At 61.0% G+C, this 23,844-nt stretch carries 25 protein-coding genes and 4 pseudogenes; 16 read left to right on the top strand and 13 right to left on the bottom strand.

Annotated features, from left to right (window positions below):
- Positions 1-20 precede the first annotated feature (20 nt).
- Entirely contained in the window at positions 21-590 is a 570-nt protein-coding gene (locus H0485_RS05095; RefSeq protein WP_226934310.1) for a DUF924 family protein, read from the top strand.
- 96 nt (positions 591-686) lie between these two features.
- Positions 687-2,084: a dihydrolipoyl dehydrogenase gene (gene lpdA / locus H0485_RS05100; protein ID WP_226934268.1), complete on the top strand. Its 1,398-nt coding sequence runs from the start codon at positions 687-689 to the stop codon at positions 2,082-2,084.
- Positions 2,085-2,160: 76 nt separating this feature from the next.
- Here the strand turns inward: lpdA and H0485_RS05105 are convergent, their stop codons facing one another.
- Together H0485_RS05105 and H0485_RS05110 are read right to left on the bottom strand one after the other, a co-directional pair.
- On the bottom strand, positions 2,161-2,781 hold the full coding sequence (locus H0485_RS05105) for an FMN-binding negative transcriptional regulator (RefSeq protein ID WP_226934269.1): 621 nt from the start codon (positions 2,779-2,781) through the stop codon (positions 2,161-2,163).
- A gap of 177 nt (positions 2,782-2,958) precedes the next feature.
- Positions 2,959-3,348, bottom strand: a complete 390-nt coding sequence (locus H0485_RS05110) for a GFA family protein (protein WP_226934270.1) — start codon at positions 3,346-3,348, stop codon at positions 2,959-2,961.
- Positions 3,349-3,669: 321 nt separating this feature from the next.
- Here H0485_RS05110 and rpsB point away from each other — a divergent pair, with 321 nt between their 5' ends.
- Both rpsB and tsf read left to right on the top strand, forming a co-directional pair.
- Positions 3,670-4,428: a 30S ribosomal protein S2 gene (gene rpsB, locus H0485_RS05115; protein ID WP_226934271.1), complete on the top strand. Its 759-nt coding sequence runs from the start codon at positions 3,670-3,672 to the stop codon at positions 4,426-4,428.
- 97 nt (positions 4,429-4,525) lie between these two features.
- Positions 4,526-5,437 (top strand): translation elongation factor Ts, encoded by a 912-nt coding sequence (gene tsf, locus H0485_RS05120; protein ID WP_226934272.1) that lies wholly within the window; start codon positions 4,526-4,528, stop codon positions 5,435-5,437.
- A gap of 119 nt (positions 5,438-5,556) precedes the next feature.
- On the opposite strand, the gene H0485_RS05125 is transcribed toward tsf, so the two are convergent.
- From H0485_RS05125 to H0485_RS05150, 6 genes are all read right to left on the bottom strand, one after another.
- Entirely contained in the window at positions 5,557-6,345 is a 789-nt protein-coding gene (locus H0485_RS05125) for a helix-turn-helix transcriptional regulator (RefSeq protein WP_226934273.1), read from the bottom strand.
- A gap of 343 nt (positions 6,346-6,688) precedes the next feature.
- Positions 6,689-8,467: an SLC13 family permease gene (locus tag H0485_RS05130; protein WP_226934274.1), complete on the bottom strand. Its 1,779-nt coding sequence runs from the start codon at positions 8,465-8,467 to the stop codon at positions 6,689-6,691.
- 885 nt (positions 8,468-9,352) lie between these two features.
- Positions 9,353-9,769, bottom strand: coding sequence for a DUF6691 family protein (locus H0485_RS05135; protein ID WP_226934275.1), 417 nt, complete (start codon positions 9,767-9,769; stop codon positions 9,353-9,355).
- A gap of 3 nt (positions 9,770-9,772) precedes the next feature.
- Positions 9,773-10,201, bottom strand: coding sequence for a YeeE/YedE family protein (locus H0485_RS05140; protein ID WP_226934276.1), 429 nt, complete (start codon positions 10,199-10,201; stop codon positions 9,773-9,775).
- Positions 10,202-10,534, bottom strand: a complete 333-nt coding sequence (locus H0485_RS05145; RefSeq protein ID WP_226934277.1) for an ArsR/SmtB family transcription factor — start codon at positions 10,532-10,534, stop codon at positions 10,202-10,204. It lies immediately after the preceding gene.
- A gap of 2 nt (positions 10,535-10,536) precedes the next feature.
- On the bottom strand, positions 10,537-11,418 hold the full coding sequence (locus tag H0485_RS05150) for an MBL fold metallo-hydrolase (RefSeq protein ID WP_226934278.1): 882 nt from the start codon (positions 11,416-11,418) through the stop codon (positions 10,537-10,539).
- 501 nt (positions 11,419-11,919) lie between these two features.
- On the opposite strand from H0485_RS05150, the gene H0485_RS05155 reads away from it, so the two are divergent.
- Both H0485_RS05155 and H0485_RS05160 read left to right on the top strand, forming a co-directional pair.
- A complete protein-coding gene (locus H0485_RS05155) occupies positions 11,920-13,035 on the top strand; it encodes a C4-dicarboxylate TRAP transporter substrate-binding protein (RefSeq protein WP_226934279.1) in 1,116 nt (371 codons plus the stop codon).
- A 219-nt stretch (positions 13,036-13,254) separates the two neighbouring features.
- Complete coding sequence (locus tag H0485_RS05160; protein WP_226934280.1) at positions 13,255-14,052, top strand: helix-turn-helix transcriptional regulator; 798 nt, start codon at positions 13,255-13,257, stop codon at positions 14,050-14,052.
- 120 nt (positions 14,053-14,172) lie between these two features.
- On the opposite strand, the pseudogene H0485_RS05165 reads toward H0485_RS05160, so the two are convergent.
- The 4 genes and pseudogenes from H0485_RS05165 to H0485_RS05175 form a co-directional block, all read right to left on the bottom strand.
- Positions 14,173-14,775, bottom strand: a pseudogene (locus H0485_RS05165) (YeiH family protein); the annotation flags it as partial.
- Between the two features lie 102 nt (positions 14,776-14,877).
- Entirely contained in the window at positions 14,878-15,030 is a 153-nt protein-coding gene (locus tag H0485_RS21815; RefSeq protein ID WP_354002435.1) for a hypothetical protein, read from the bottom strand.
- A complete protein-coding gene (locus H0485_RS21820; protein WP_354002438.1) occupies positions 15,027-15,413 on the bottom strand; it encodes an amidohydrolase family protein in 387 nt (128 codons plus the stop codon). The genes H0485_RS21815 and H0485_RS21820 overlap by 4 nt, the downstream gene beginning before the upstream one ends.
- A 7-nt stretch (positions 15,414-15,420) precedes the next feature.
- Entirely contained in the window at positions 15,421-15,573 is a 153-nt protein-coding gene (locus tag H0485_RS05175) for a hypothetical protein (protein WP_226934281.1), read from the bottom strand.
- Here H0485_RS05175 and H0485_RS21825 point away from each other — a divergent pair.
- The 7 genes and pseudogenes from H0485_RS21825 to H0485_RS05210 all read left to right on the top strand — a co-directional run.
- Positions 15,566-16,108, top strand: a pseudogene (locus H0485_RS21825) (FAD-binding oxidoreductase); the annotation flags it as partial. The gene H0485_RS05175 and the pseudogene H0485_RS21825 sit on opposite strands and share 8 nt — an antisense overlap.
- Before the next feature lie 46 nt (positions 16,109-16,154).
- Positions 16,155-16,496 (top strand): 2Fe-2S iron-sulfur cluster-binding protein, encoded by a 342-nt coding sequence (locus H0485_RS21830; protein ID WP_226934311.1) that lies wholly within the window; start codon positions 16,155-16,157, stop codon positions 16,494-16,496.
- Positions 16,497-16,816: 320 nt separating this feature from the next.
- Positions 16,817-18,265: a metal-dependent hydrolase family protein gene (locus tag H0485_RS05190; protein WP_226934282.1), complete on the top strand. Its 1,449-nt coding sequence runs from the start codon at positions 16,817-16,819 to the stop codon at positions 18,263-18,265.
- Between the two features lie 10 nt (positions 18,266-18,275).
- The gene (locus H0485_RS05195) at positions 18,276-19,001 is read left to right on the top strand and encodes a hypothetical protein (RefSeq protein ID WP_226934283.1); all 726 of its coding nucleotides are present in this window, start codon (positions 18,276-18,278) and stop codon (positions 18,999-19,001) included.
- A gap of 10 nt (positions 19,002-19,011) precedes the next feature.
- Positions 19,012-20,058 (top strand): linear amide C-N hydrolase, encoded by a 1,047-nt coding sequence (locus tag H0485_RS05200; RefSeq protein WP_226934284.1) that lies wholly within the window; start codon positions 19,012-19,014, stop codon positions 20,056-20,058.
- A 13-nt stretch (positions 20,059-20,071) separates the two neighbouring features.
- Entirely contained in the window at positions 20,072-20,359 is a 288-nt protein-coding gene (locus H0485_RS05205) for a hypothetical protein (RefSeq protein ID WP_226934285.1), read from the top strand.
- Between the two features lie 464 nt (positions 20,360-20,823).
- Positions 20,824-21,225 (top strand): YbaY family lipoprotein, encoded by a 402-nt coding sequence (locus tag H0485_RS05210; protein ID WP_226934286.1) that lies wholly within the window; start codon positions 20,824-20,826, stop codon positions 21,223-21,225.
- A 591-nt stretch (positions 21,226-21,816) separates the two neighbouring features.
- Here H0485_RS05210 and H0485_RS05215 read toward each other — a convergent pair.
- A complete protein-coding gene (locus H0485_RS05215) occupies positions 21,817-22,209 on the bottom strand; it encodes a hypothetical protein (protein WP_226934287.1) in 393 nt (130 codons plus the stop codon).
- A 631-nt stretch (positions 22,210-22,840) separates the two neighbouring features.
- Between H0485_RS05215 and H0485_RS05220 the strand changes: the two genes are divergently transcribed.
- The 3 genes and pseudogenes from H0485_RS05220 to H0485_RS21990 form a co-directional block, all read left to right on the top strand.
- Positions 22,841-23,281 (top strand): universal stress protein, encoded by a 441-nt coding sequence (locus tag H0485_RS05220; RefSeq protein WP_226934288.1) that lies wholly within the window; start codon positions 22,841-22,843, stop codon positions 23,279-23,281.
- A gap of 68 nt (positions 23,282-23,349) precedes the next feature.
- Positions 23,350-23,597, top strand: a pseudogene (locus H0485_RS21985) (transposase); the annotation flags it as partial.
- 65 nt (positions 23,598-23,662) lie between these two features.
- Positions 23,663-23,844: pseudogene (locus H0485_RS21990) on the top strand (IS3 family transposase); the annotation flags it as partial.

The raw sequence follows: 23,844 nt of genomic DNA on the forward strand, positions 1-23,844 counted from the left end.
CTGGCAAAAATGCGGAGGCGCTGATGTCTGATCCTGTTGACGTTCTTGATTTCTGGCTGGGCGATATCGGCCCTGAGGGCTGGTATCTCGGCGGTGCCGAAATTGATGCGCGCTGCAGCGAATTGTTCAGCGAAGAGCTGGCCGCCCTCAGCGATGGCGGGCTGGAACACTGGGTTGAGGGTACGGTCGGCACATTGGCCTATCTGATCCTCGCCGATCAGCTGTCGCGCAATATCCATCGCGGCAAGGCTGCGGCCTTTGCCGCCGACCCGCTGGCCCGGGCGGCGGCACGCCGTGCCATTGCGGCGGGCTGGGATCTGGGCGCGCCCGAGCCCGAGCGCCAGTTCTTCTATATGCCGTTTGAACATTCCGAGGATCTGCAGGATCAGGCCCTGTCGGTGCAGCTGTTTACCGAGCGTATGCCAGGGGCGGACGAAACCCTGTTACATGCGAAAGCGCATCAGGAAATCATCCGCCGTTTTGGCCGTTTTCCCTTCCGCAACAAGGCGCTGGGGCGCGAAACCACGCCGGAGGAACAGGCTTTCCTCGATGCCGGGGCCTATGCTGCTGTGGTGGAAAGCCTGCGCTGAGGCTATGCATCGGCTGCAAGGGGCTGCGGCGCAGCCTTTATTGCTTGCCTGCGGCAGATAGTTTAAGGGTGAACCAGTTTGAGCAGGGAGAGAATGATGGCAGAGCAGAGCTTTGATGTGATCGTGATCGGCGCCGGCCCCGGCGGCTATGTTGCCGCGATCCGCGCCGCACAGCTGGGCAAAAAAGTTGCCATGGTTGAGCGCGAGCATCTGGGCGGCATCTGCCTCAACTGGGGCTGTATCCCGACCAAGGCTTTGCTGCGCTCGGCGGAAGTGTTCCATCTGATGCACCGCGCCAAGGAATTTGGCCTCAAAGCTGAAAATCTCGGCTTTGATCTCGACGCCGTGGTGGCGCGTTCGCGCGGCGTGGCCAAACAGCTTTCGGGTGGCATCGGTCATCTGATGAAGAAAAATAAGATCACCGTCTTCATGGGCACCGCTTTCCTCGCGAAAGCGGGCGTGGTCGAGGTGAAGACCGAGAAGGGCAGCGAGACCCTGAAGGCGAAAGACGTGATCCTCGCCACCGGCGCGCGGGCGCGTGAAGTGCCGGGGCTGGAAGCGGATGGCGATCTGGTCTGGAGCTATAAACATGCCCTCGTTGCCAGCCGGATGCCGAAAAAGCTGCTGGTGATCGGCTCGGGCGCGATTGGCATCGAATTTGCCAGCTTCTTCAATACTCTCGGCGCCGATACCACCGTGGTCGAGGTGATGGACCGCATCCTGCCGGTCGAGGATGCCGAAATCTCGGCTTTTGCCAAGAAAAGCTTCGTCAAACAGGGGATGAAGATCCTTGAGAAAGCCGGCGTCAAAAAACTCGACCGCAAGCCGGGTGTCGGCGTTACCGCTCATATCGAGCAGGATGGCAAAATCACCACCCATGAATTCGACACGGTGATCTCGGCGGTCGGCATTGTCGGCAATGTCGAAAACCTCGGGCTGGAAGGCCTCGGGGTGAAAATCGACCGCAGCCATGTCGTCACCGATGAATTCTGCCGCACCGGCGTTCCGGGCCTCTATGCTATTGGTGATATCGCCGGGGCGCCCTGGCTGGCGCATAAGGCCAGCCATGAGGGTGTGATGGTGGCCGAGCTGATCGCGGGCAAACATCCGCATCCGATCAAGCCGGGCTCCATCGCCGGCTGCACCTATTGCCATCCGCAGATCGCCAGCGTTGGCCTGACCGAGGCAAAGGCGAAAGAGCAGGGGCTTGATATCAAAATCGGCCGTTTCCCCTTTATCGGCAATGGCAAGGCGATTGCTCTGGGCGAGGCCGAGGGCATGGTGAAAACCATCTTCGATGCAAAGACCGGCGAGCTGCTGGGCGCGCATATGGTGGGCGCCGAAGTGACCGAGATGATCCAGGGCTATGTCGTGGGTCGCCAGCTTGAGACCACCGAGGAAGATCTGATGAACACCGTCTTCCCGCATCCGACGCTGTCGGAGATGATGCATGAGGCGGTGCTCGACGCTTACGGTCGCGCCATTCATATGTAAGCTTTTGCCGGGCCGGCCTTCGGGCTGGCCCGCAACGGCCTTGGCCCGGAACCGCTCTGGCCCCGGGATCGGCCGCTCAGCCGATCCGGCTCAGCATTCTGTCGGCCATCTCGCCATATCCGCTGGCGCGCAGCCCCTCGGCCGCGCCCAGATAATCGCGGGCCTCGCGGTTCTGGCTGAGCTTTGATTTTGCCAGAACCTTTGTGACGCGCATCCTGAAGGCGACAATCGCGCCGAGCATCTGGCTGATATAATCGGGCGGTGCATCCGTCATCCGCCAGGCCCCGGCACCATTCACCCGGCGCTCATGGCCGCGGGTCAATAAAGCCACTGCGGCGCGTTTAGCAGCCTCATCATGCTGGAAGCTGAGGCTGCCATAGACATGAACCACCTCGTAATTCCAGGTCGGCACATGGCGATGATGCTCTTGTTTGCCGGGATAAAAATTCGGCGAGACATAGGCATCCCCGCGCCGGAATACCGCCAGCACCTCCTGATCGGCAGGGATCAGCCGGTGCATATCATTGGCCAGCGCCACATGGCCGATCAGATCGCCGCCCGGGGCCTGAAACAGCGGCAGATGGTTGGCGATCAGCCCGGTTTCGGTCTGGGCAATGATGCAGGCCAGCGGCGCCTCGCTGATAACAGCGGCGATGACCGCGGGGTCGGCCTCTGCGAAATGCGGCGGGATATACATCTGTGGCCCTGCCAGTGATTGTGCGCTCCGCTCATTCTGCGCAAACAGCTGTGGCAGTGCACCTTTGCCCTTTAGCAGGCCGCGTTTTTCAGCCGCCCGCGGCTGATGCACCCGGGCCGCCCTCTGGCAAGGGCGCATCAGCGCGTGTTTTGAGGCGCAAGCGGGCCGGGCGGATGATTACGGATGGCCTGGTGATTGCGGGGCGTCATCACAGATCTGATACCAGCCCGGCTTCTCAGCGGTGAATTCGTGGAACTGATTCTTCAGCCCGATATCCCCGTCGAGGGCATTTGCTGCGACAGGGAAGCTGGCCTCCTCCGAGAGGATTTCACCGAGCGAGCTGCCGCAGATTTTGCAAAAGCACCGGCCATATTTATAGGGGGCCTCGGGCATGTAGCGTGCGACATGCTCCTTGCCCTGGTGCCATTTCAGATCTTCTTTTCTGGTGAAAACGATCGTGCTGGCGCCTGCCTTACGGCATCTGGAACAATGGCATGTTCCCATCATCGCCGGGATAGCCAGAAGTTCAAATTTCACCGCGCCACAGCAGCAGCTGCCCTGAATCATGACCGTCCCCTCTCTTCGTTCAGATGGTCGGAACAATACAGGAACATATGCCAGATTGCAATGCCGGCAATCGACTTTTCCCCAGAAATGCGGCAGTGCTTAACCCGGCCGGAGCGCGGTCAGGTTTTCGCCGGCGACAGCTGCCGGACCGGGCGGGAAGATGCAGCTCGGGGCTTGTACTTCCCCGTGACCCCGGCTATACGCGCGGCACTTCACAGGCGGAGGCGGGCCTTTGCGGGGAGAAATCCTGTACTGGTCCACCGGTTGGGGCATCTGCCCTGAGACCCTCCGCTGAGGCACAAACCGGAAAGGACCATTAAGATGGCACTCCCTGATTTCTCGATGCGTCAGCTGCTCGAAGCTGGTGTTCACTACGGCCACCAGACCCAGCGCTGGAACCCGCGCATGGCCGAATATATCTACGGCGATCGCAACGGCATCCATATCGTTGACCTGACCCAGACCGTTCCGATGCTGGAACAGGCGCTGAAAGCGGTCCGTGACACCGTTGCAAAAGGCGGCCGTATCCTCTTCGTCGGCACCAAGCGTCAGGCCCAGAAGCCGATCGCTGAAGCCGCTGAGAAATGCGCTCAGTACTATATGAACCACCGCTGGCTGGGCGGCACGCTGACCAACTGGAAAACCGTTTCCCAGTCGATCCAGCGTCTGAAAAACATCGACGAGGTGCTCTCGGCAGGCGGCGAAGGCCTGACCAAGAAAGAGCGTCTGAACATGGAACGCGACCAGGCTAAGCTGCAGGCTTCGCTGGGCGGCATCCGTGAGATGGGCGGCGTTCCGGACCTGCTGTTCATCATCGATGTTGGTAAAGAAGACCTGGCCATCCAGGAAGCTCAGAAGCTGGGCATCCCGGTTGTTGGCATTGTCGACACCAATAACTCGCCCAAAGGCGTGAACTATGTGATCCCGGGCAACGATGACGCCGCCCGCGCGATCAGCCTGTACTGCGACCTGGTCGCACGTGCGGCTCTCGAAGGCATGTCGGCTCAGCTGGGTGCTGCCGGTGTTGACCTCGGCGCGCTGGAAGCTGCTCCGGAAGAAGAAGCAGCCGAAGAGGCCTGATCACAGGGCAGGGGGCGCCAGCGCCCCCTTTTCTGTCACGAGGATGTCGCGCGGCGGGCTTAGTTCCGCCGTGCCCCGTTTCCGAAGGAGCTGAATGATGAGCATCACCGCAGCAATGGTGAAAGAACTGCGCGAAACCACCGGCGCAGGCATGATGGACGCGAAAAAAGCGCTGACCGAAGTCAATGGCGACATGGAAGCCGCTATCGACTGGCTGCGCACCAAAGGTCTGGCGAAAGCCGCGAAGAAAGCAGACCGCGTGGCTGCTGAGGGTCTGGTCGGCGTGGCAGTTGCCGCGGGCAAAGGCGTCGCGGTCGAGATCAACTCGGAAACCGACTTCGTTGCCAAAAACGCTGATTTCCAGGCTCTGGTGCGTGATATCGCCGGCGTCGCACTGGAAGTCGGTGGTTCGGTCGAAGCGGTGAAAGCGGCAAATCTGAACGGCAAAACCGTTGAGGATACCCTGACCGCAGCGATCGCAACGATTGGCGAAAAGATGGATTTCCGTCGTTTCGTCTCGATCGAAGGTGATACCGTTGTCTCTTATGTGCATAATGCTGCAACCGAAGGCATGGGCAAAATCGGCGTTCTCGTCGCTCTGAAAGGCGATGCGGCCAAGGCCCTGGAAATCGGCAAGCAGTTTGCAATGCATATCGCTGCCACCAGCCCGCTGTCGCTGTCGGAAGCCACCCTGGATCCGGCAATCGTCGAGCGCGAACTGCAGGTTCAGACCGCTAAGGCCCTGGAAGAAAACGCTTCCTCGGACAAGCCGAAGCCCGAGCAGGTCATCCACAACAACATCATCCCGGGCCGGATGAAGAAATTCCTGGCAGAAAACACGTTGCTCGGCCAGGCTTTCGTCATCAATCCCGATCTGACCGTTGAGGCTGCTGCCAAAGAAGCCGGCGTTGAGATCACCTCGTTTGCCCGCGTCGCTGTCGGCGAAGGCATCGAGAAGAAAGAAGAAGATTTCGCAGCAGAAGTTGCGAAAACCCTGTCGGGCGGCTGATCGCTTTTCAGTGGAAAACAGAAAGGCCGCATCTTCGGATGCGGCCTTTTCTTTTGGCGCCGGAGGGTTTTGTCCCTGGGCCTTCGCCACGGGCCGGGCAGGGCTTGTCGCCCCGGGTTTCAGCGGGCCGCCTGGGCCATATGTTCGGGCGCATGCTGGAAAATCATATTCAGCAGCGCCCCCTTGGCCACCGCATGGGCCGTGGTCTCGACCGCCAGCGCATCGCGCGCCAGACGCAGATGTTTTTCTACCATCGCCGCCGAAACCCCCATCAGCAGCGCCACATCCTGGGTGGTTTTGCCATCGGCGACCCATTCCAGCGCCTCCCGCTGCCGCGGGCTGAGCGCCCGGGCCCGGCTGAGCTGCGGCAGCTGCACGATGCGCAGATGCATCATATTGGCCACGGCGGCGATTTCATCCTGACGCTCGGCAAAGATCGCCTCAACATCACCGACAGAAAGACCGGGATCGGCAATCAGCCCCAGCGCGCCTTTGGCGCGGACCGAGGCATCGGGGAAGCTGACCGAAATTCCGGCCCGGATCCCGGCTGCAAGATTGGCGCGGACGGTCTCCATCTGATCAGCCGGAAGCTTGCCGGCGCTATAGGCGTCATGCACCCATTTCCAGGTGCTCAGCCCGGTATTCTGCTCGGCCCAGCGAAACATCGGCGAGCGCGCCCAGGCACCAATGTCAAAATAGCGCTGCGCATAGGCACTGTCACAGGTGGAGAGGAATAAAGCATCATCGGGATAGCCGATGGTTCTCAGATGTCTGAACCGGGTAAAGCCATAATTCGCCCGGGAAAAACCAAGCGCGGCGAAATGCGCTGTGGCAATATCCCATGCCTGATCAATGCAGGTCGCAGCGGCAATGCTGCCAAGCTGTTTCAGAAGCGGGTTACCGGGCATATGAGAACCTCCTTACTTTCCCTGAAGCCGTTCAGCACAATCTGTCCGCGCCGCAGATCCTGTGATCTACCTATGCAGACGTTTCCGAGCTGTCGATCCCTGGAGAAGCCTCAAACTTTTTATGACGGAACTTGTCATCTGCAGCAGCCGGGCCAGGTGGTCTCAGCGGGGTTGGGCTGGGATTGATGACTAACATATTACATAATACTGGTTATGCGATTATTGCTGAGCATCAATCCTATAGGTGTAAGCGAACCAGATAATTTGCCAGTTCACCCAATTCGCGATGCTGAGGGATCCTTCAACCCCTCCGCTTCAAACTGCAGAGCTCCTGCTTTTCTGATCAGACCGGCCAGGTCAGCAATATCAGCGGCACCCCGACCAGCACGACGAGGAGAGTCAGCGGCGCACCCAGTCGCGCGTAGTCGCCAAAACGGTATCCGCCCGGCCCGAGCACCAGCGTGTTACACTGATGGCCGATCGGGGTCAGGAAGTCGCAACCCGCGCCAACCGCAACCGCCATCAGATAGGCGTCCGGCGCATGTCCGAGACGTTGTGCAAAAATTGCCGCCACCGGCGCCATGACCAGAACAGTCGCGGCATTGTTCAGAAACGGCGTCACGGCCATCGCAACAATCATGATCAGCCCGACCGCCCCCCAGGCCGGAAGGCCGGTTGCCATAGAGGAAAGCAAATCACCAATAAGTTCAGTATTCCCGGTGGTCTGCATAGCCTCACTGACCGGGATCAGTGCGCCGAGCATCACAAGCAGTGGCCATTCTACCGCTCCATAGGCCGCCTCCAGGCTGATCGCGCCGGTGAGGATCATCGCCAGGGCCGCACCAGAAAATGCGATAGAAACGGACACCAGCCCCAGAGCGGTCGCTCCCATCGCTACCGTGAGGATCAGCAGCGGCACGATATCGCGACGGACCGAACCGAGCCGCATCTCTCGCCCCGCAAGCGGCAGAAGGCCGAGCGCCTGCATCCTTTCGCTCAGGCTTTCCAATGGGCCCTGCAACAGCATAACATCGCCCGGTGCCAGCACCGTTTCCGAAAGCCGTTCCGTCATCTTTTGCCCTGAGCGGGAGATCGCGATCAGATTGACGCCATGCGCATCGAAGAGGCCTACCCTCTTAACGGTCTGGCCAATCAGGGAGGAATCCACCTTCATTACCGCCTCGATCACACCGATCTTGCCAGCGGGGAGATCCGCATATGCCGGCTCATCCTGCCGGGCGAGGACCAGGCCCGCCGTTGTGACCGCGCGCTCCAGACTATCCGGCTGGCCACGGAGTTGCAGGATATCGCCCTCTTCGATCTTTGAATCCGAAAGCATCACCGCCCGCCGCTTCCCGTCACGGATCACCCCGGTGACGGTCACCTCCCCATCTGCAAGGCTGAGAAAGGCCCCGATGGTCTTCCCGCACAGGGCGGACCCCGCATCGACCCGGGCCTCGGTATTGTAATCGCTGATATTAACCGCCTCGCCCAGCGATGCGGTCGCCCTCCGGTCTGAGGGCAGAAGAAACCGGGAGGCGAATACCAGGAAGATGATCCCGACCAGCGAAAGCCCAAGGCCGACCGGCGCGTAGTCGAACATCCCGAATGGCGTGCCCGTCATCTCCTCCCGAAGCTGGCTGACGATGATGTTGGGCGATGTTCCGACCAGCGTGATGAGACCGCCCAGAAGGGAACCGAAAGCCATCGGCATAAGATAGAGCGATGGCGAATTGCCGGATTTCTTCGCCATTTTCAGCGCCGCGGGCATCATCATCGCCAAGGCGCCAATATTCTTGATCAGCGCGGACAGGATTGTCACCGAGCCGATCAGCACCAGAAGCTGCCCATGGAAATGCGACAGCTTACGAACCAGCCAGCGCAGCGCCATTTCGATGAGTTCGGAGCGCGATACGGCCGCGCTTACCACGAGCGCGCTCGCGACGATAATGACGATATCGTCGCTGAAACCGCTGAAGGCCTTTTCCGGTGCCACCGTTCCTGCGGCCACCGATGCTGCCAGCGCGACCATGGCAACCACATCATAGCGCAACCGCCCATGGATAAAGAGCGCCATCATCCCGATGATAATGGCGAAGGCAGCAATCTGAGGCATGGTCATGTCAAGGAAACCGGATCTGGGGAACGAACCTCTAAAACGCTGGCGGATAAGAGAAGTTCCCAGTGATGCAGCCGGGCTTACTGTCCGGATCACGGCGCCTGAGTTTGGCGCATCCTGTCATCAGGCCTGTCACCCTGCCTGAGATCCTCTGACCCTTCGCAATCTGTCCCACAAAATTCGTGTTCGGTTGCATATGCCTCAATTTCAGTTTTCAAACCGGAGTCCATATGGTGAAGCGCTTTCATGTTCCGCAGAGGCTTCGTTCTGGCGACAGGAAGATTTCGGTTTCCAGCCTGTTGACGGAGCCGGTATCGCTATCGTCCCGCCCCGAAGCGATAATCTCCGACATGACGGCTATCCGATATGGATCATATCAGACCAATCCTGGCATACAGATGTCGCCGGAGCGCGGGTCACATCATATGTGGTTATCCCTCGGTTTCATCCCTGTGTGGCCGAAAATTATTTTACGCTAAAGGGCAAACATTATCTTCCAGAAACGAAAGATAACTGGATGCGAGAAGTTTTATAAATCATTTAAAATCAATGCCGTGCAATGTTCTCACCTGACAGTGAGCAGAAGAGCAACAGGTTCGCTCACAGCCTGTCGTGCCCTGGCATGGTGCTGCGAAAGCCAAGTTTCGCGCCAGGAGTGTTGATAATTTCAATGGCTTGCGCTGAAACTCTGCATCCGCTTCCCTCGGTTTTTTCGCAGCCTGCAACCGGATCAGAGCTCGGAAGCGCAACAGCTTGCCAGAAATATGGCTGCACTCAGCCTGACATCTTCAGCCGGGGGACCAGAACCGCAGCGTGCAGGAAAAGCTGCGCCCGGCCGGACCGGGCGCGCGGATCCTGTGCTGGTCTGCGGATCCGCGCGGCAGCAGCTCAGTTCTTCAGGCCGCGTATGGCCCGCATGGCCCAGATCCCGGCCAGCATGGCGGCGACGAAGAGTAAGGCATCGCTTTTGCCGAGGCCAAGCGCCGGGATGGCGCCGCCCGGGCAAAAGCCGGCAATGCCCCAGCCGATCCCGAACAGAGCCGAACCGCCAATCAGGGCCGGATCCAGATCGCGGCGCGTTGGCAGTGAGAATTTGGCCTCCAGCACCGGGGCTTTGCGCTGCCAGACCAGGCGGTAGCCGATCGCGGTCACGATCAGCGCCCCCGCCATGACGAAGGCCAGCGACGGATCCCAGCTGCCTGCAATATCAAAGAAATTCAGGATTTTGGCCGGATTGATCATGCCAGCCAGCGCGATGCCCGCGCCAAAGATCAGACCGATCAGAGCTGCTGTCAGTATACGCATGGTTCAAAAGCCTCCCAGCAGATGGCGGATGACATAGACGGTGATGGTGGTGGTGATCATGAAGCTCAGCGTCGCCACGATCGAGCGCGGCGAGAAGCGCGCGATGCCACAGACCGCATGACCCGAGGTGCAGCCCGAAGCGAGCTGCACCCCTGCCCCGACGATCAGCCCGCCGATGATCAGCCAGAGAACCGGGGTCTCAGAGACGAAATCCGGGCGCCAGCCGGTCAGGGCCAGGATCAGCACCGGCGCCAGCACCGCACCGGCCAGAAAGGCGGCCCGCCAGTGCCAGTCGCTGGCAAAGGGCGGCAAAAGCCCCTGCAACATGCCGCTGATCCCCGCGATACGGCCATGAAACAGCATCAGCAAAACCGCCGCGAGCCCGATCAGAGCCCCGCCGGCAAGAGAGAGGAATGGGGTGAATTCAGTCATTTACAGCTCCTCTTCGCCGGACTGCGGCGCGCAGAACAAGCGATATAAAGTGGCCACTACGGCGGCGGCGCGCGGATCGGAAAGATGGTAGAAGATATGCTTGCCCGCTTTACGGCCGAGGATCAGCCCCGCCTCACGCAGGCCCGCCAGCTGCTGGCTCAGCCCGGGCTGGCGGATGCCGAGGGCATCTTCCAGCTCCCGCACCGATTTCTCGCCCTCGGCCAGAGCGCAGACCACCATCAGCCGGTCCTGATTGGCCAGCAGCTTCAGAAAGGCCGTCGCCTCGCCGGCGCGCTGATGCATGGCCCGGGTTTCGGGCGACAGATGCTCCATGCTCAATTCCCCCAGGGAGCTTTGAGCAGATCGAGCGGGATCTTCAGATAGCGCCGCCCGTTTGCTTCCGGCTCGGGCAGACGCCCGGCATTGGTATTGATCTGCAAAGCCTGCAGGATCAGCCGCGGCATCGGCAAAGTGGCATCGCGGGCCTCGCGCAGCGCGATAAATTCAGCCTCGCTGCGACAGACCGAAATATGGCTGTTCGAGGCCTTCTGAGCAGCCACTGTACTTTGCCATTGCACCTCGCGCCCGCCGGGCCGGTAATCATGGCCGGTGAAAAGCCGCGTCTCGTCTGGCAGGGCCAGAATGGCCTGGATGCTGTGCCACAAAGCGCTGGCCGAGCCGCCGGGGAAATCGGCCCGCGCCGTGCCGCTGTCGGGCATGAACAAAGTATCATGTACAAAGGCGGCATCACCGATCACATAGGTGACCGAGGCCAGGGTATGGCCGGGCGAGAACATCACCCGGGCCGGAAGGTTGCCGATGCGGAAGCTCTCGCCATCGGCAAAAAGCCGGTCCCACTGGCGGCCATCCTTGGGGGCTGCGGGCCAGTTATAAAAGCCATTCCAAAGCTTCTGCACCTCGCATATTTTCTCGCCTATCGCGATGGGCGCGCCGGTTTTTGCCTTCATATAGCTGGCGGCCGAAAAGTGATCGGCATGCGGATGGGTGTCGAGGATCCATTGCAGCGCATAGCCCTGCCCGGCGATGAAAGCCAGAATCCGGTCCGCATTCCCGGTCGCGGTCTGGCCCGATTTCTCATCAAAATCCAGCACCGGATCGATGATGGCACAGGACCGGGTGTCAGGATCGGCCACAACATATTGCAGCGAGAATGTGCGCGGATCGTAAAAGGCGGTGACTTCGGCCTGTCGGGTCATCTCATCTCCTCTGACATGATCAGGGCTGCGGTGCGGTGCGCCATCCCCTGCGAGTCTGGCTGCTCCGGCACGAGATATCAACGATTGCATTAAATTGCAATCGTTTTGACTATATTAAAGTAGCGCAACCATACTACCCTGCCCTGTGCCCTGTGCCCTGTGCCCTCGCAGACCAGGCCCTTGCCGATGACCGGCTCGGGGCAATGCGCGCCGTCGGGGTCAGGGCAAGGCAGTAGGCGGATCCCGGAAAACAGGCGTTGTGGCAGGGTGGGTTTATCAGTCAACCAGATGAAATCAGGTATTTTATCTGTTTTGCCCGGCCCTTCCCTCTCAGCCCCGGTCCGGTCACGGTCACATGCCGATGTGACTGATGTCCGGGCGCGACCTCGATCACATTGCCGGTTCAGGGCCTGGCCGCAAACCATCCTGATGACCGAAAGCGATACACAGTCGCGGGCTTTTGCGGCATTCCCCGGCCTTTGTGAGTGAGGAGGACGACCTATGAAAAAGCTTCTGATCGCCAGCGTACTGGGCGGGCTGATGTCTTCGGCGGCACTGGCCGACAGCTATATCTTTACCAGCTATCTCAACCCCACCAATCCGCTGCATGCCGCAGGCGTTGAGGCGACGGTGCAGAAGATCAATCGCGAAGCTGCCGGTGCGTTTTCGATTGAGCTTTTCTCATCGGGCAGCCTGGTTCCGGCCACCACCACCCTGCAGGGGCTGGGCGATGAGGTGGCACAATTCGGTCTGGTGGTTCCGGCCTATACCGCCTCGGAACTGCCGCTGACCAATACGATCAATGATCTGGTCTTTGCCTCGGGCGATGCCCTGGTCAGCGCCCTCGCCTGGACCGAGCTTGGCCTGACCAATGCCAGGCTGGCCGAGGAATGGAACAAGCGCGGCACGATCTTCCTTGGTGGCTATTCGACGCCGCTCTATCAGCTGATCTGCGGCCCGGTGGTGAAGAGCCTTGCCGATGTGAAGGGCAAGAAGATCCGCACCGTCGGCGCGGCGCAGACCGCCTGGATTGCCTCGCTCGGCGGCGTGCCGGTCTCGGTGCCCTCGCCCGATATCTATACCGGGCTTGAGCGCGGCTCGCTGGACTGCACCATGTCCGATGCCACGGCGCTGGATAAAGGCAACCGGCTCTGGGAGATTGCAAAAGGCGTTACCACGGTCGAGGCCGGGGTGATCATCGGCGCCACTTTCGTCGCCAATCAGCGCTTCTGGTCTGAACTGCCGCCGGCTGAGCGGCGCCTGATGCTCGATAATTTCGCCGAAGGCATCGCCCGCACCCAGGCGCAATATGCGATGGAATCCGCAGCGGCGCTGCAAGGCTCGCAAGAGCGCGGCCTCGATGTCGGCCCTGCTGCCGAAGATCTGGCGCAATCGCTTAAGGAGTTCCAGAGCGCCCATTCGGCCAGCCTGGCGGCCAGCGCGATGAAAGAGCGTGGCATTGCCGATCCCTCTGATGTGATTGCCGATTATTTCAGGCTTGAGGAAAAATGGCGCGAGATCTTTGCCGGTGTCGACCGCGAGGATCTGACCGCGGTGACCCGGGCGGTGCGCGAGAACCTCTATGACGGGCTGGATGAGAACAGCTTCGGGCTCTGAAGCTTAATCTCTGAGGCTTAATTTCTGGGGCCCCGCCCGGTTGCGGGGCCTTATTGCTGCATTTTTCCTCTGGTGGCGATAAAATTCGTTGCAAATGATATAAGTTTAAGCGCTATTAATCCTGATCCAGGGCCATAAGGGTGCTCTCCCTGGCATGGGGGGGGAGAAGCAGTTTGAACGCCGCAGAAAACCGATCCGGCGGGCGGCCTGGCCCGGGTGGTGTTGCGCAGAACTGCCGCCGCCCGGATGGTACAGGGGCTGGCGCCGATGGGGTTTAACCGCGAAATCCCGAGGCTGATTCAGCATATCGGCAGCGAAAAATTTGCCAGCATCCTGCTCGATGCGGTGCGGCTCGAACTCGATTGTGAGCAGATCATCGTCTTTGTGAACGGCTCCGGCGCCCCGCCCTCTACCACCTTCATGGTGGGACGCCAGCCCACCCATTGGCACAATCAGATGTATATGTCGCGCTACTGGCGGGCCGATCCGTTGCTGCACCGCCTGCAGCAAGACCGCAGCCAGGAGCTTACCGTCGTGCCGCAGAGCGCGGACGAGATCACCGATTCCGATTACCGCCAGGATTGCTATGACCGGCTCGGCTATGCGCTGCGGCTCAGCCTCTGCCAGCCCGGCGAGGCCGGGCAGTCGCGGACCAATTTCTACTTCGCCAGGGATCGGTTTCAGGAAAGAGGCTGCACGCGGTTTCTCAAAGACAGCTTTCCGGTGATGCAGGCGCTGCTGGCCAGACATGGCGCCTATCAGGCCAGGAAAAACACGCGGCTCACCCGCAGATCGGCTGAAATGCTGATTAAAAACATGGGCACAGATCTGACCCCGCGTGAGCTGCAGGTGGCGGCCGGGATTGCCTGTGGGCTGAGTTCGGAAGGCATCGCACTGGAGCTGGGGATCAGCATCAATACCGTGCGCACCTATCGCAAAAGATGCTATTCCAGCCTGAATATCTCGAGCCAGAATGAGCTGCTGCAGCTGATGATCGGCGACCAGGCCTGCAGCTGACGATCTGCCCTCAGCCTTTTCAGATTAAGGACCTGGTGCCAGGGTGCCTGCCCCGCTCAGCCCTCCCGTGCGAGCAGCATGCGGAAGGTTTTCCCTTCGAACGGAGTGCCGGTGTCTTGCTCAGGCATAGCCGAGCAGCCAGATCCCGGCGAGGATAAAGAGCGCGATGAAAACCGTCTGCGCCACGATCAGGGCAATTGCGTCGCCGCCGACCTCAAGCACGCGGCGCAGCGAGGTTTTCATGCCAACCGCGACGATACCGGCGAGCAGCGCCCAGCGGGAGACCTCCATCCCGGCCTCTGACACCAAAGCGGGAACAAGACCAAAGGAACTGGCGGCGGCGAGAACCAGGAAAGCGAGAACAAAACCAGGCAGCAGCGCTGGCCGCGCGCCCGTCTCGCCGGCAGAACCTGGTCTGCGCGTGGCGAGCGAGAAGATCAGCACAACCGGCGCCAGCATGGCGACACGGATCAGCTTGACCAGGGTCGCGGTCTCGCCGGCCTCGGGCGAGACCGAGAATCCTGCCCCCACCACCTGGGCCACATCGTGAATCGTGCCGCCGAGGAAGATCCCGGTGGCCCTTGCATCAAGGCCGAGTGCCTGGGCGATCATCGGATAGAGGATCATGGAAAGCGTCGAGAGCACGGTCACTGACAGCACGGTGAAGATCAGATTGCGCTCGGAAAATCTGCTTCGGGGCAGAACAGCGGCAATCGCCATCGCCTCCAGCGTGGCCCAGAGATGCTGCAGATTTGCCGGCTGCTCCAGCGGTTGGGTCGACATGCGGATATTGCTTTTGAAATAATCCGAGGGCAGCCGCTTCAGCTAGGGCGTCTCTTTGCGCAAAGCGCGGTAATTTGCATCCAGACGCCAGAGCACCGAAGGCACACAGGCAACGCCGCATTCAATGATGACGACCTTGAGAGCGGGCCATTTCTCAAACACGCCCTGAGCAATCAGCGAGGCCATATGCGTCATCGCCGATTGCGGCAGGATCGCATGGGTCTCCCAGAAGAAGGTCGAGGGCCCTGCCCGCCCAGATGCATGGCGAAGGGAAGACCCATATCTGCGCAGGCCTCAAAAATGGGATGGTAGAAAGGATCACCATAGGGCCGCTGCGCCCCATGACTGACCAGCACCTGAACAATCCGCGGATGGGCTCCGGCGCGGCGGATTTCTGCGGCGGCGAGCTGCGGATCCTGCGGTGCCACCACCAGCGAACCCCAGAAGCGCGCATCCTTGGGCAGGCAGTAATCGATCATATAATCATTATAGGCTTTGCACAGGGCATTGGCAGAATAGGGATTTGCCAGGGTCGAGGCCTCAATTGGCTCATCCCCGGTCAGAATCGCAACGTCGATATTAAATTTATCGAGATGTTTTTCCTTTCATGATCAGATAGTTATCATCTTCCTCGATCGGGTTGATGTCATGGCGCGCAAAGCCTTCGGGATGGAACCAGGGGCGGTGACCATGTGGAAAGGCGCCGCGCGGGCCGGTCCTTTCGCCGCGGATGAACATATCCCTGACCTTCAGGCTTCGCATCGGTGACCAGCTCTGCCTGCGCAGCTATTCGATCAGCTCGGCCCCGACCATGCCCCATAACATCCAGGTGACGGTAAAACGCGTTCCCGGCGGCCTGGCCTCGAACTGGCTGAACGACAGCTTGCGCCCGGGGATGCGGCTGGAGATTGCCGATATCGGCGGGCGGTTCAACGCGCTCGATATTCCGGCCAGAAAGCCGCTCTATCTCAGCGGCGGCTCAGGCGTGACGCCGGTGATGTCAATGCTGCAGTATATCAGCGATCTGGCGGATCCGACCGATACTGTGTTTGTCCATTTTTCCCGCAGGCCAAAGGATATTATCTTCCGCGATCAGCTGGAATTCATCGGCAGGCGCTTCAGCACGGTGAAGATGCATCTGGTCGTCGGTGATGCTGGTGAGGAACCCGGCTTCAGTGGCGTGGTGGGGCATATTTCGGACGGGCTGATGCGCAGGCTTGTGCCCGATCATGCACAACGCGAGATTTTCATGTGCGGTCCGGAGGGCTTCATGAAATCCGCCCGCGCCGTCGCCCGCGAGATCGGGGTTGCCGCCATTCATGAAGAGAGTTTTGGTGAAAAAATCTGCCTCCACGACGTGGAGGCAGAGGGGAGGCAATCTGGCGGGGGGGAAGCAGCCGGGGGGGGAGGTTCGTTTTACCCTCTCGGGAAAACGCGGCAGACATCCGCCGGGCGAGACCCTTCCCGAAGCCGCGCTGAACGCAGGCGTCTGGATCGACAGTTCCTGTCAGCAGGGTGTCTGCGGCAGCTGCCGGGTCCGGCTGACCGGCGGCGCTGTCGATACCGAGGATGCAGGCGGCCTGGCTGAGGATGCGCGGGCCGCAGGCTATGTCCTCGCCTGCTGCAGCCGGCCCAGAGGTGCCGTATCGGCTGAGGCCTGAGCCGGCCCGGGCAAGGCCTGCAGAGGGCGCTCGGCCCCTATTGGCTGGCCGGACCGGATCAGGCCCGGCAGCGGGCAGACGGATCCCGGGGCCGGGGCCAAGCCCGCTGCCGTGGCAGGCTCAGGCAGATGCAAAGCCCTGTCGCTGCTGAACACTGTGGGACAGGCAAATGGCAGCGCCGCACTGGCTGAGGCGGCATCCGCTGGCGGCTGCATTGTGATCCGTCCGCCGGGAAAAAAATCTTTCAATCCGGGATTGAGTTGATAGGGTGTCGCCAACTTTAGGATTTTATTCATCTTTCACCCTCCCGGAGTGATCCTGTGTGCACCGCCTGTTTTGAAACCCTCCCCGGCAGTGGCCTGATGCATTTCTGCCATTGCGGCAGCCCGGCCACGCTGACGGCGATGCGCCGCATTGAGGCCGATATTTCCAGGCGGCAGATGCTGGGCGGCATGGCGGCCGTCATCGGCATGTTTGCTGGCTTTGGCCTTGCCCCGAAAGAGCTGCGGGCCCAGACCACCGGCGCGCCACTGCTGCTGACCAATCTGCGCTATTTCGACGGCACAACCCTGCGCCTGCACAGCGGAACGGATATTCTGATCGAGGGCGGGCGCATCACCGGCCTGCCCGCTGCGGGCCAGGGCCCTGAGGCGGCTGAGCGGATTGATTGCGGCGGACGCACGGTGATCCCGGGCCTGATCGACAGCCACTGGCATACCACCCTGGCCTCGGTCAGCCAGATGGCGGCTATGACCCAGGATATTGGCTTTCTGCATCTGATGGCCGGGAAAGAAGCGGGCGCGACGCTGATGCGCGGCTTTACCACGGTGCGCGATGTCGGCGGCCCGGCCTTTGGCCTGCAGGCGGCGGTTGATCGTGGCGTGGTAACGGGGCCGCGTATCTTCCCGGCGGGCGCGATCATCAGCCAGACCTCGGGCCATGGCGATTTCCGCTTCCAGAATGCCCTGCCGATGATGCCGGTGGATCAGGCCGATTACGCGACCAAAGCCGGAATGTCGGCACTGGCGGATGGGGTGCCCGAGGTTCTGCGCCGCACCCGTGAACAGCTGATGAAAGGCGCCAGCCAGATCAAGATCACCGCAGGCGGAGGGGTTGCCTCGCAATATGACCCGCTGGAATCGCTGCAGTTCACCCTTGAAGAGATGCGCGCCGCGGTGGATGCGGCGACGGACTGGGGCACCTATGTCTGCGCCCATGTCTATACTTCGGCCGGGATTCAGCGCTGCATCAAGGCGGGCGTAAAGTCGATCGAACATGGCCAGCTCGCCGATGAGGATACCGTGCGCATGATGGCGGACAATGGCACCTGGTGGTCGATCCAGCCCTTCCTCGCCGATGAGGATGCCAATAAATATACCGATCCCAAGGCCATCGCCGCGCAGAAGATGGTGGCTGAGGGCACGATGCGGGCCTTTGAATGGGCCGATAAGCATAAGGTGAACTGGTCCTTTGGCACCGATATTCTCTATGGCGGCGGTGAGACCCAGGCGAAACAGCTGACCAAGCTGGCCCGCTTCATGTCGCCGCTGGCAGCGCTGCACCGCGCGACCGGGGCGGCGGGTGACCTGCTGGCGCTGTCGGGCGCGCGCGCGCCCTATGACGGCGCTCTGGGCGTGATCGCCGAAGGCGCGCTGGCCGATCTGCTGGTGATTGAGGGCGATGCCGAGGCGGGGCTTGACTGGCTGGCCGACAGCTCAAATCTGCGGGTCATCCTCAAAGGTGGCCGTATGTTCAAAAATACCCTGTGAGGAAAGTGATATGATCCGCAATCTTCTGGCGGCCACGGCCCTTCTTTTCGCCGGATCAGCCGCCAGCCTGGCCGAAGACTGGTCGGGACAGATCACCCCCTATGTCTGGGCGGCAGGCTTTGGCGGCGATATCACGCCCTATAGCGGCGCGCATAGCCTGTCCTTCAGCAAGGGCTTTTCTGAGGTGCTCGAAGATCTCGATGGCGCCTTTTTCCTGTCGGGCTATGCGCGGCGCGACCGGCTGGTGCTGATGGGGGATCTGAGCTGGTCCTCAAGCTCGAAATCCGGGCTGGTTCCGCCAGGCCTGCCTGCCGAAGGCAAGCTGACCCAGCGCTCGCTGACCCTGCTCGCGGGCTGGCGCGCGGTGCAGAATGAAGCCTTTACCCTGGATCTGCTCGGCGGTGCCCGGGCCTGGAATATCAGGAGCAGCATCAGCCTGGCCGGCGGGATGATGCAGGCCGCACCCGGCAAGGATTTTGTCGATCCGATCCTGGCCGCGCGCGCCAATATCGCCCTGGCACCGCAGTGGTCGGCGGTGCTCTATGCCGATTTCGGCGGCTTTGGTGTGGGGTCGCAAAGCACCAGTCAGATCATGGCGACGGCGAATTATGCGGTGAATGAAAACCTCTGGCTGTCCTTTGGCTACCGCCAGCTCAATGTCGATTATCGCAGCGGCGGCACCGAGGCCGATGTGCAGATGGGCGGGCCGCTTTTCGGCCTGACCTGGCGGTTCTGAGGAGATGCAGATGATCAGATCCCTTAGCCTGGCGCTGGCCTGCGCCCTCGCCGCAACCCCGGTCGCCGAGGCCTGCACCCGCGTGGTCTATCACGGGCCCGAGGGCCGGGTGCTGACCGCGCGTTCGATGGACTGGAGCCTGCCGATGGTCTCCAATCTCTGGGTCTTTCCGCGCGGCATGGCCCGCAGCGGTGAGGCAGGCCCGCGCTCGCTGGAATGGACATCAAAATACGGCAGCATGATCGTCACCGGCTATGACATCGCCACCGTCGATGGCATGAACGAGGCCGGACTGGTGGCGAATATGCTCTGGCTGGTCTCTTCGGACTATCCCGGGGATGATGGCGAGACGCCGCAGATGTCGCTCTCGCTCTGGGCGCAGTATTTCATGGATAATTACGCCAGTGTTGCCGAAGCTATCGAGGGGCTGGAAAAGCAGCCCTTCCATGTGGTGACCCGCGATGTGCCGATGCAGCCCGGGCGACTGACCACGGTGCATCTCTCGCTCTCGGATGCCTCGGGTGACAGCGCGATCCTCGAATGGCTCAATGGCGAGCTGGTGATCCATCACGGGCCTGAATTCAACGTCATGACCAATGATCCGCCCTATGATCAGCAGCTGGCCCTGGCCTCCTACTGGCAGGGCGTTAACCCGCGCGAAGTCTTGCCGGGCACCACCCGGGCGGCAGACCGTTTCGTGCGCGCCGGCACCTATATCGATATGGTTGTGCAATCGGATGACCCGCGCGAGGCGGCAGCGGCGGCCTTCAGCGTGATCCGCAATACCTCGGTCCCCTATGGCATTTCGACGCCGGATGCGCCCAATCTTTCCACCACGCGCTGGCGGGTGGTCGCCGATCAGAAGGACCGGCTGTTCTATGTCGAATCCGCGATTTCCCCCAATGTATTCTGGGTCGATCTGAAGCAGCTTGATTTCTCTGCAACCAGCGGCGTGCGCCGGCTGGATCTGGGAATGGATATGGGCAAAATCCATTCCGGTGAGGTTTCTGCCGGATTTACCCCGGCTGAACCATTCCGTTTCGAGCCTGCAGAGTGATAGAGGTCGGCCTATGTCAAATTCCCTGATCCCTGTTCCCCTCTTCGTGCTGCTCGCAGCTTCGCTTTCGGCCTGCGTCCCGACGGGCACAGATGAGCCTGTGCGTGTGCTGCGCAGCACTGCCGATAGTGTTGTGCTGCACGGGCTGATTGATGCCACACGCACAACCCCGCCCGAACGCTATGAGGTTTTGGCGCAAAGCGAATGCGCCCGGGCGGGCAAACAGGCGGTCTTTGCAAAAATGGAGCAAAAATCGACCTTTGGCTTTGATGTGACCTATCACTGCACCGCGGGGAAGTGACGCTGTTCCGAGGGGGCTGAGGCGCGTTTTCCGGTGCAGGCCGGTCGCGCGTCGCGCGGCCCCGCGCGGTTCAGGCCCGGGGTCGCCTCGGAAATACCAGGGGCTTTTGCCCTTTGCACGCGGCCACACCGGGCAGCTTGCCCCGGTGTGGCTGTGCTCAGATCGCATATGGTTATCAGGATCCGCCCCTGCCCTCCGCCCCTGCCCTCTCCGGCACAGCCCTCCGCCCCAGCCCCGTTCCGGCCGGGTCTGAGCGCGATCTGCGCTGGCCCGGCCCGCCACCATCCCTGGCCCCCTTCCATCCCTGCCGCAGCCCTTATCTGAATGACCGGTACCCCGACCGCCTCCGCGTGGTATTTCTGTTGCCTCACAGAGACTTTATCTTCGGCCCAATGCATTGCGGGTTGAGATGGCCTGCTGCTTTTGTATGTTCAACGCGTTGTAATTTTTGACAGGTTGCCAGGATGATCCGCTTTACCACTGCCGCTGTTGTTGCACTTGCCATTGCAGGATGCACAGAATCGGGGCCTCAGAAGGCCGATAGCAAGACCATTGCGGGTACGGCGACATATCTTGAGCGCATTGCCCTGCCGCCGGATGCCCAGCTGCGGGTGACGCTTGAGGATGTCTCGCTTGCAGACGCCCCTTCTGTGACAGTGTCAGAATATGAAGCCGCGCTCAAAGGCGTGCCCGCCAACTGGGAGCTGAGCTACGATCCGGCCAAAATGCAGGCCGGGCACAGCTATGCGATTGCCGCAAAGATCACCTCGGGTGATAAGCTGCTTTTCATCACCACAACCCGCAACGAGCTGGTCAATGGCGTGCCGGGCGAATCTGATCTCGTCCTGCAACGCGTCGGCAACTAAGCGCGTGAGCAGCCCGTCCCCTGCGCCGCCCTTCTGCGGAAGGCTGGGGCGGGCGGGCCTGCCCGCCGGATCGGTTTTCTCGCCGGGGTGATCGCAATATCATGCGATAATTCATCCTATCGGGTGATTGACAAATCACCCGATAGGATAGGTTAACCATCACATTTACCAGTATTGCGCGAATCGTTAACCAGGAGCAGTTTGCTTTTCACAGGGAGTAACGAGTTATCGCGTGCGGGGCCGCTGGCCATCCCGCCCTCTAAGTCAGTGGCCCTTGCGATGGCCGCTGCTCCTGATTTTCACATAGACCGCTGATATCAGCGCCTTTGGCCCGGTCATATCACTGGCCGCTACACGCCATGCTCAGCCGGATTTGCGGTGAAGACTGCGGCCCCGGATTGGCTTTCTGTGGCTATCAGTCAGGCGGCTGCGTCTTATGTCCCGTCTTATGTCCCGCAACAGCGCTCTGCAGCCCCTGCCCCCTGAGCGTTCCGTTCTCAGGTTGCAGCGCTGTCTGATCAGCCAGATCCAGGACCGGTGCGACATCAGACCAGCACCGCGCTGCTTTCAGATCGTCAGCCTGTCACCGCTTCACTTGGCGAAAGCCTCGATCAGATCGAGGATCGCAAGGATTTTTCGCGTTTCGGGATCGACCCTATAGATGCCATAGGGGTCACGGTAATAAGTCCAGCCATTGCGCAGAGCGAGACCATATCGCCCGGGATCGCGGATCAGGATGACATGCCCGGGATCCAGCCGCTCGCCAATGCGGTGCTGCCGGTCCTCGCGATGTTTCTTATGAAGCTTTCCAGCCTGGCCGGGCGGGACACAGGGCGGGTTCTTTCTGGCCAGGCCCGGCGGGCAATGCGCCGCGACATAATCATCGCCATGAGCACCACGATGCTTCTTTGCCTCTGCCAGGGCCGGGCCTGCCAGAAGCGTGGCGGCAAAGATCGCAGCGCTAAGATTGAACGAAACAGCCATGCCAGAACCCTCCGCTTCACCGCCGCGATTATAGCCCCTTCCGGCAGCGGCTGCACTGGCAACCTTATGGTGCAGGCGGATGATAGCCGGGCAAAGCAGCAAAGAGCGATGCCCTTGCGGCGCAGCATGAAGGGGGGGCAGGCAACCTGTCGCCCGGTCCTGTCGTGTGCCCTGAGAGCAGACTGTTTCATGACAGGGCCGGTTCATGACCTGGCCGAAAATCGTCAAAACGACAGCTTTGAGCTCGAGGCCGGCTCTGACCTCCAGGCCGGGGCCGGAAAGGCAGGAGGGATGCACTCGCCGCAAAACATGCGCCTGAAATTCGCGGCAATACCGGTCCAGCTGCGGGACCGGGCCGGATGCAGCGGGCGCAAAACCGGAACCCGGCGACAGCCCGGCCGGGACCAGTGAGCGGGCCAGGAACAGCTTTGCGTAAGCGCGCCTTTTGAGTGCCAGGTCAGTCTTCCGCCCCGCTCTGATCTTTCAGCCTGGGGCGCGGCGCAGCCAGGGCCATGCCCGTCCCTGCCCCGCGCAGATGTCGTGACTCGCCAGGGGTTACAGTGTAGAATGACTGACGTCGGGGCAGATCCGGCAGATCCGCACCTCCCGGCGATAAAGCAAGGAGGAAGCCATGTTTAAGCACATCCTTACCGCCACCGACGGCTCAGACTGGGCGCTTAAAGGCGTGAATGTCGCCATCGATATGGCTGCCAGCCTCGGCGCACGTCTCAGCATCGTGCATGCCTCTGAGCCAAATCCGCATTACCTGTTTGGCGATGGCATCATATCAGTCACGCAGTTCAGCGAAACCGCCCGCGCGCTGGAACTGAGGGCGCAGGATCTGTTTGATGAGCTGGATATCCTCGCAAAGCAGCGCAATGTGAGCCCTGACTATATCTATGTGGCAAATTCTTACGGCTCTGCCGCCATCGATTCCAAAGCCGGGGAGCTCGGCTGCGACCTGATCGTGATCGGCTCGCGCGGACGCCGCGGCCTGACCAAACTGTTTCTCGGCAGTCAGGCGGCCGAAGTTCTCGCCGGAACGAACCTGCCGGTCCTGATTGTTAAATAGCCCGTGTGCAGCTGAGATGCCCCATATTTCATGGACGCCTTCTTCGCTAATTTTGAGGCAAGGAGGCCATGATGGGCACAGCCACTTTCAGCGACGACTTCAAGCGCGACGCGGTCGCGCAGATCACCGAGCGGGGTTACCCCGTCAGCGAGGTTTCAGAGCGCCTGGGTGTCAGCAAGCACTCGCTTTATGCATGGAAGCGCAAGTTCGCGAAGTCCGCGTCCGGCGAAACGGATAAGGACGCCGAGATCCGGCGTTTGCAGCGGGAACTGGCGCGGGTCTCCGAGGAGCGCGACATCCTAAAAAAAGCCACCGCGTATTTCGCTCGGGATGCAAAGTGAGCGGAGCCATTGGAGCGCCATCGGTTCAAGCCCGATGGCGACGGCGTTCGTGGCCGAGCATCGGGGACAGTTCTCGGTCCGGGCCATGTGCCGGTGCCTGCGCATCCAGCCCAGCGGGTTTTATGCTTGGTTGCAACGCCCGATGAGCAAGCGCGCCCAAGAGGATGCGCGTCAAACAGACCTTCTGCACAAGGCATGGACCGAAAGCGGCAAGGTCTACGG

It is taken from the genome of Pseudogemmobacter faecipullorum (assembly GCF_020539525.1).
GTDB lineage: Bacteria > Pseudomonadota > Alphaproteobacteria > Rhodobacterales > Rhodobacteraceae > Pseudogemmobacter > Pseudogemmobacter faecipullorum.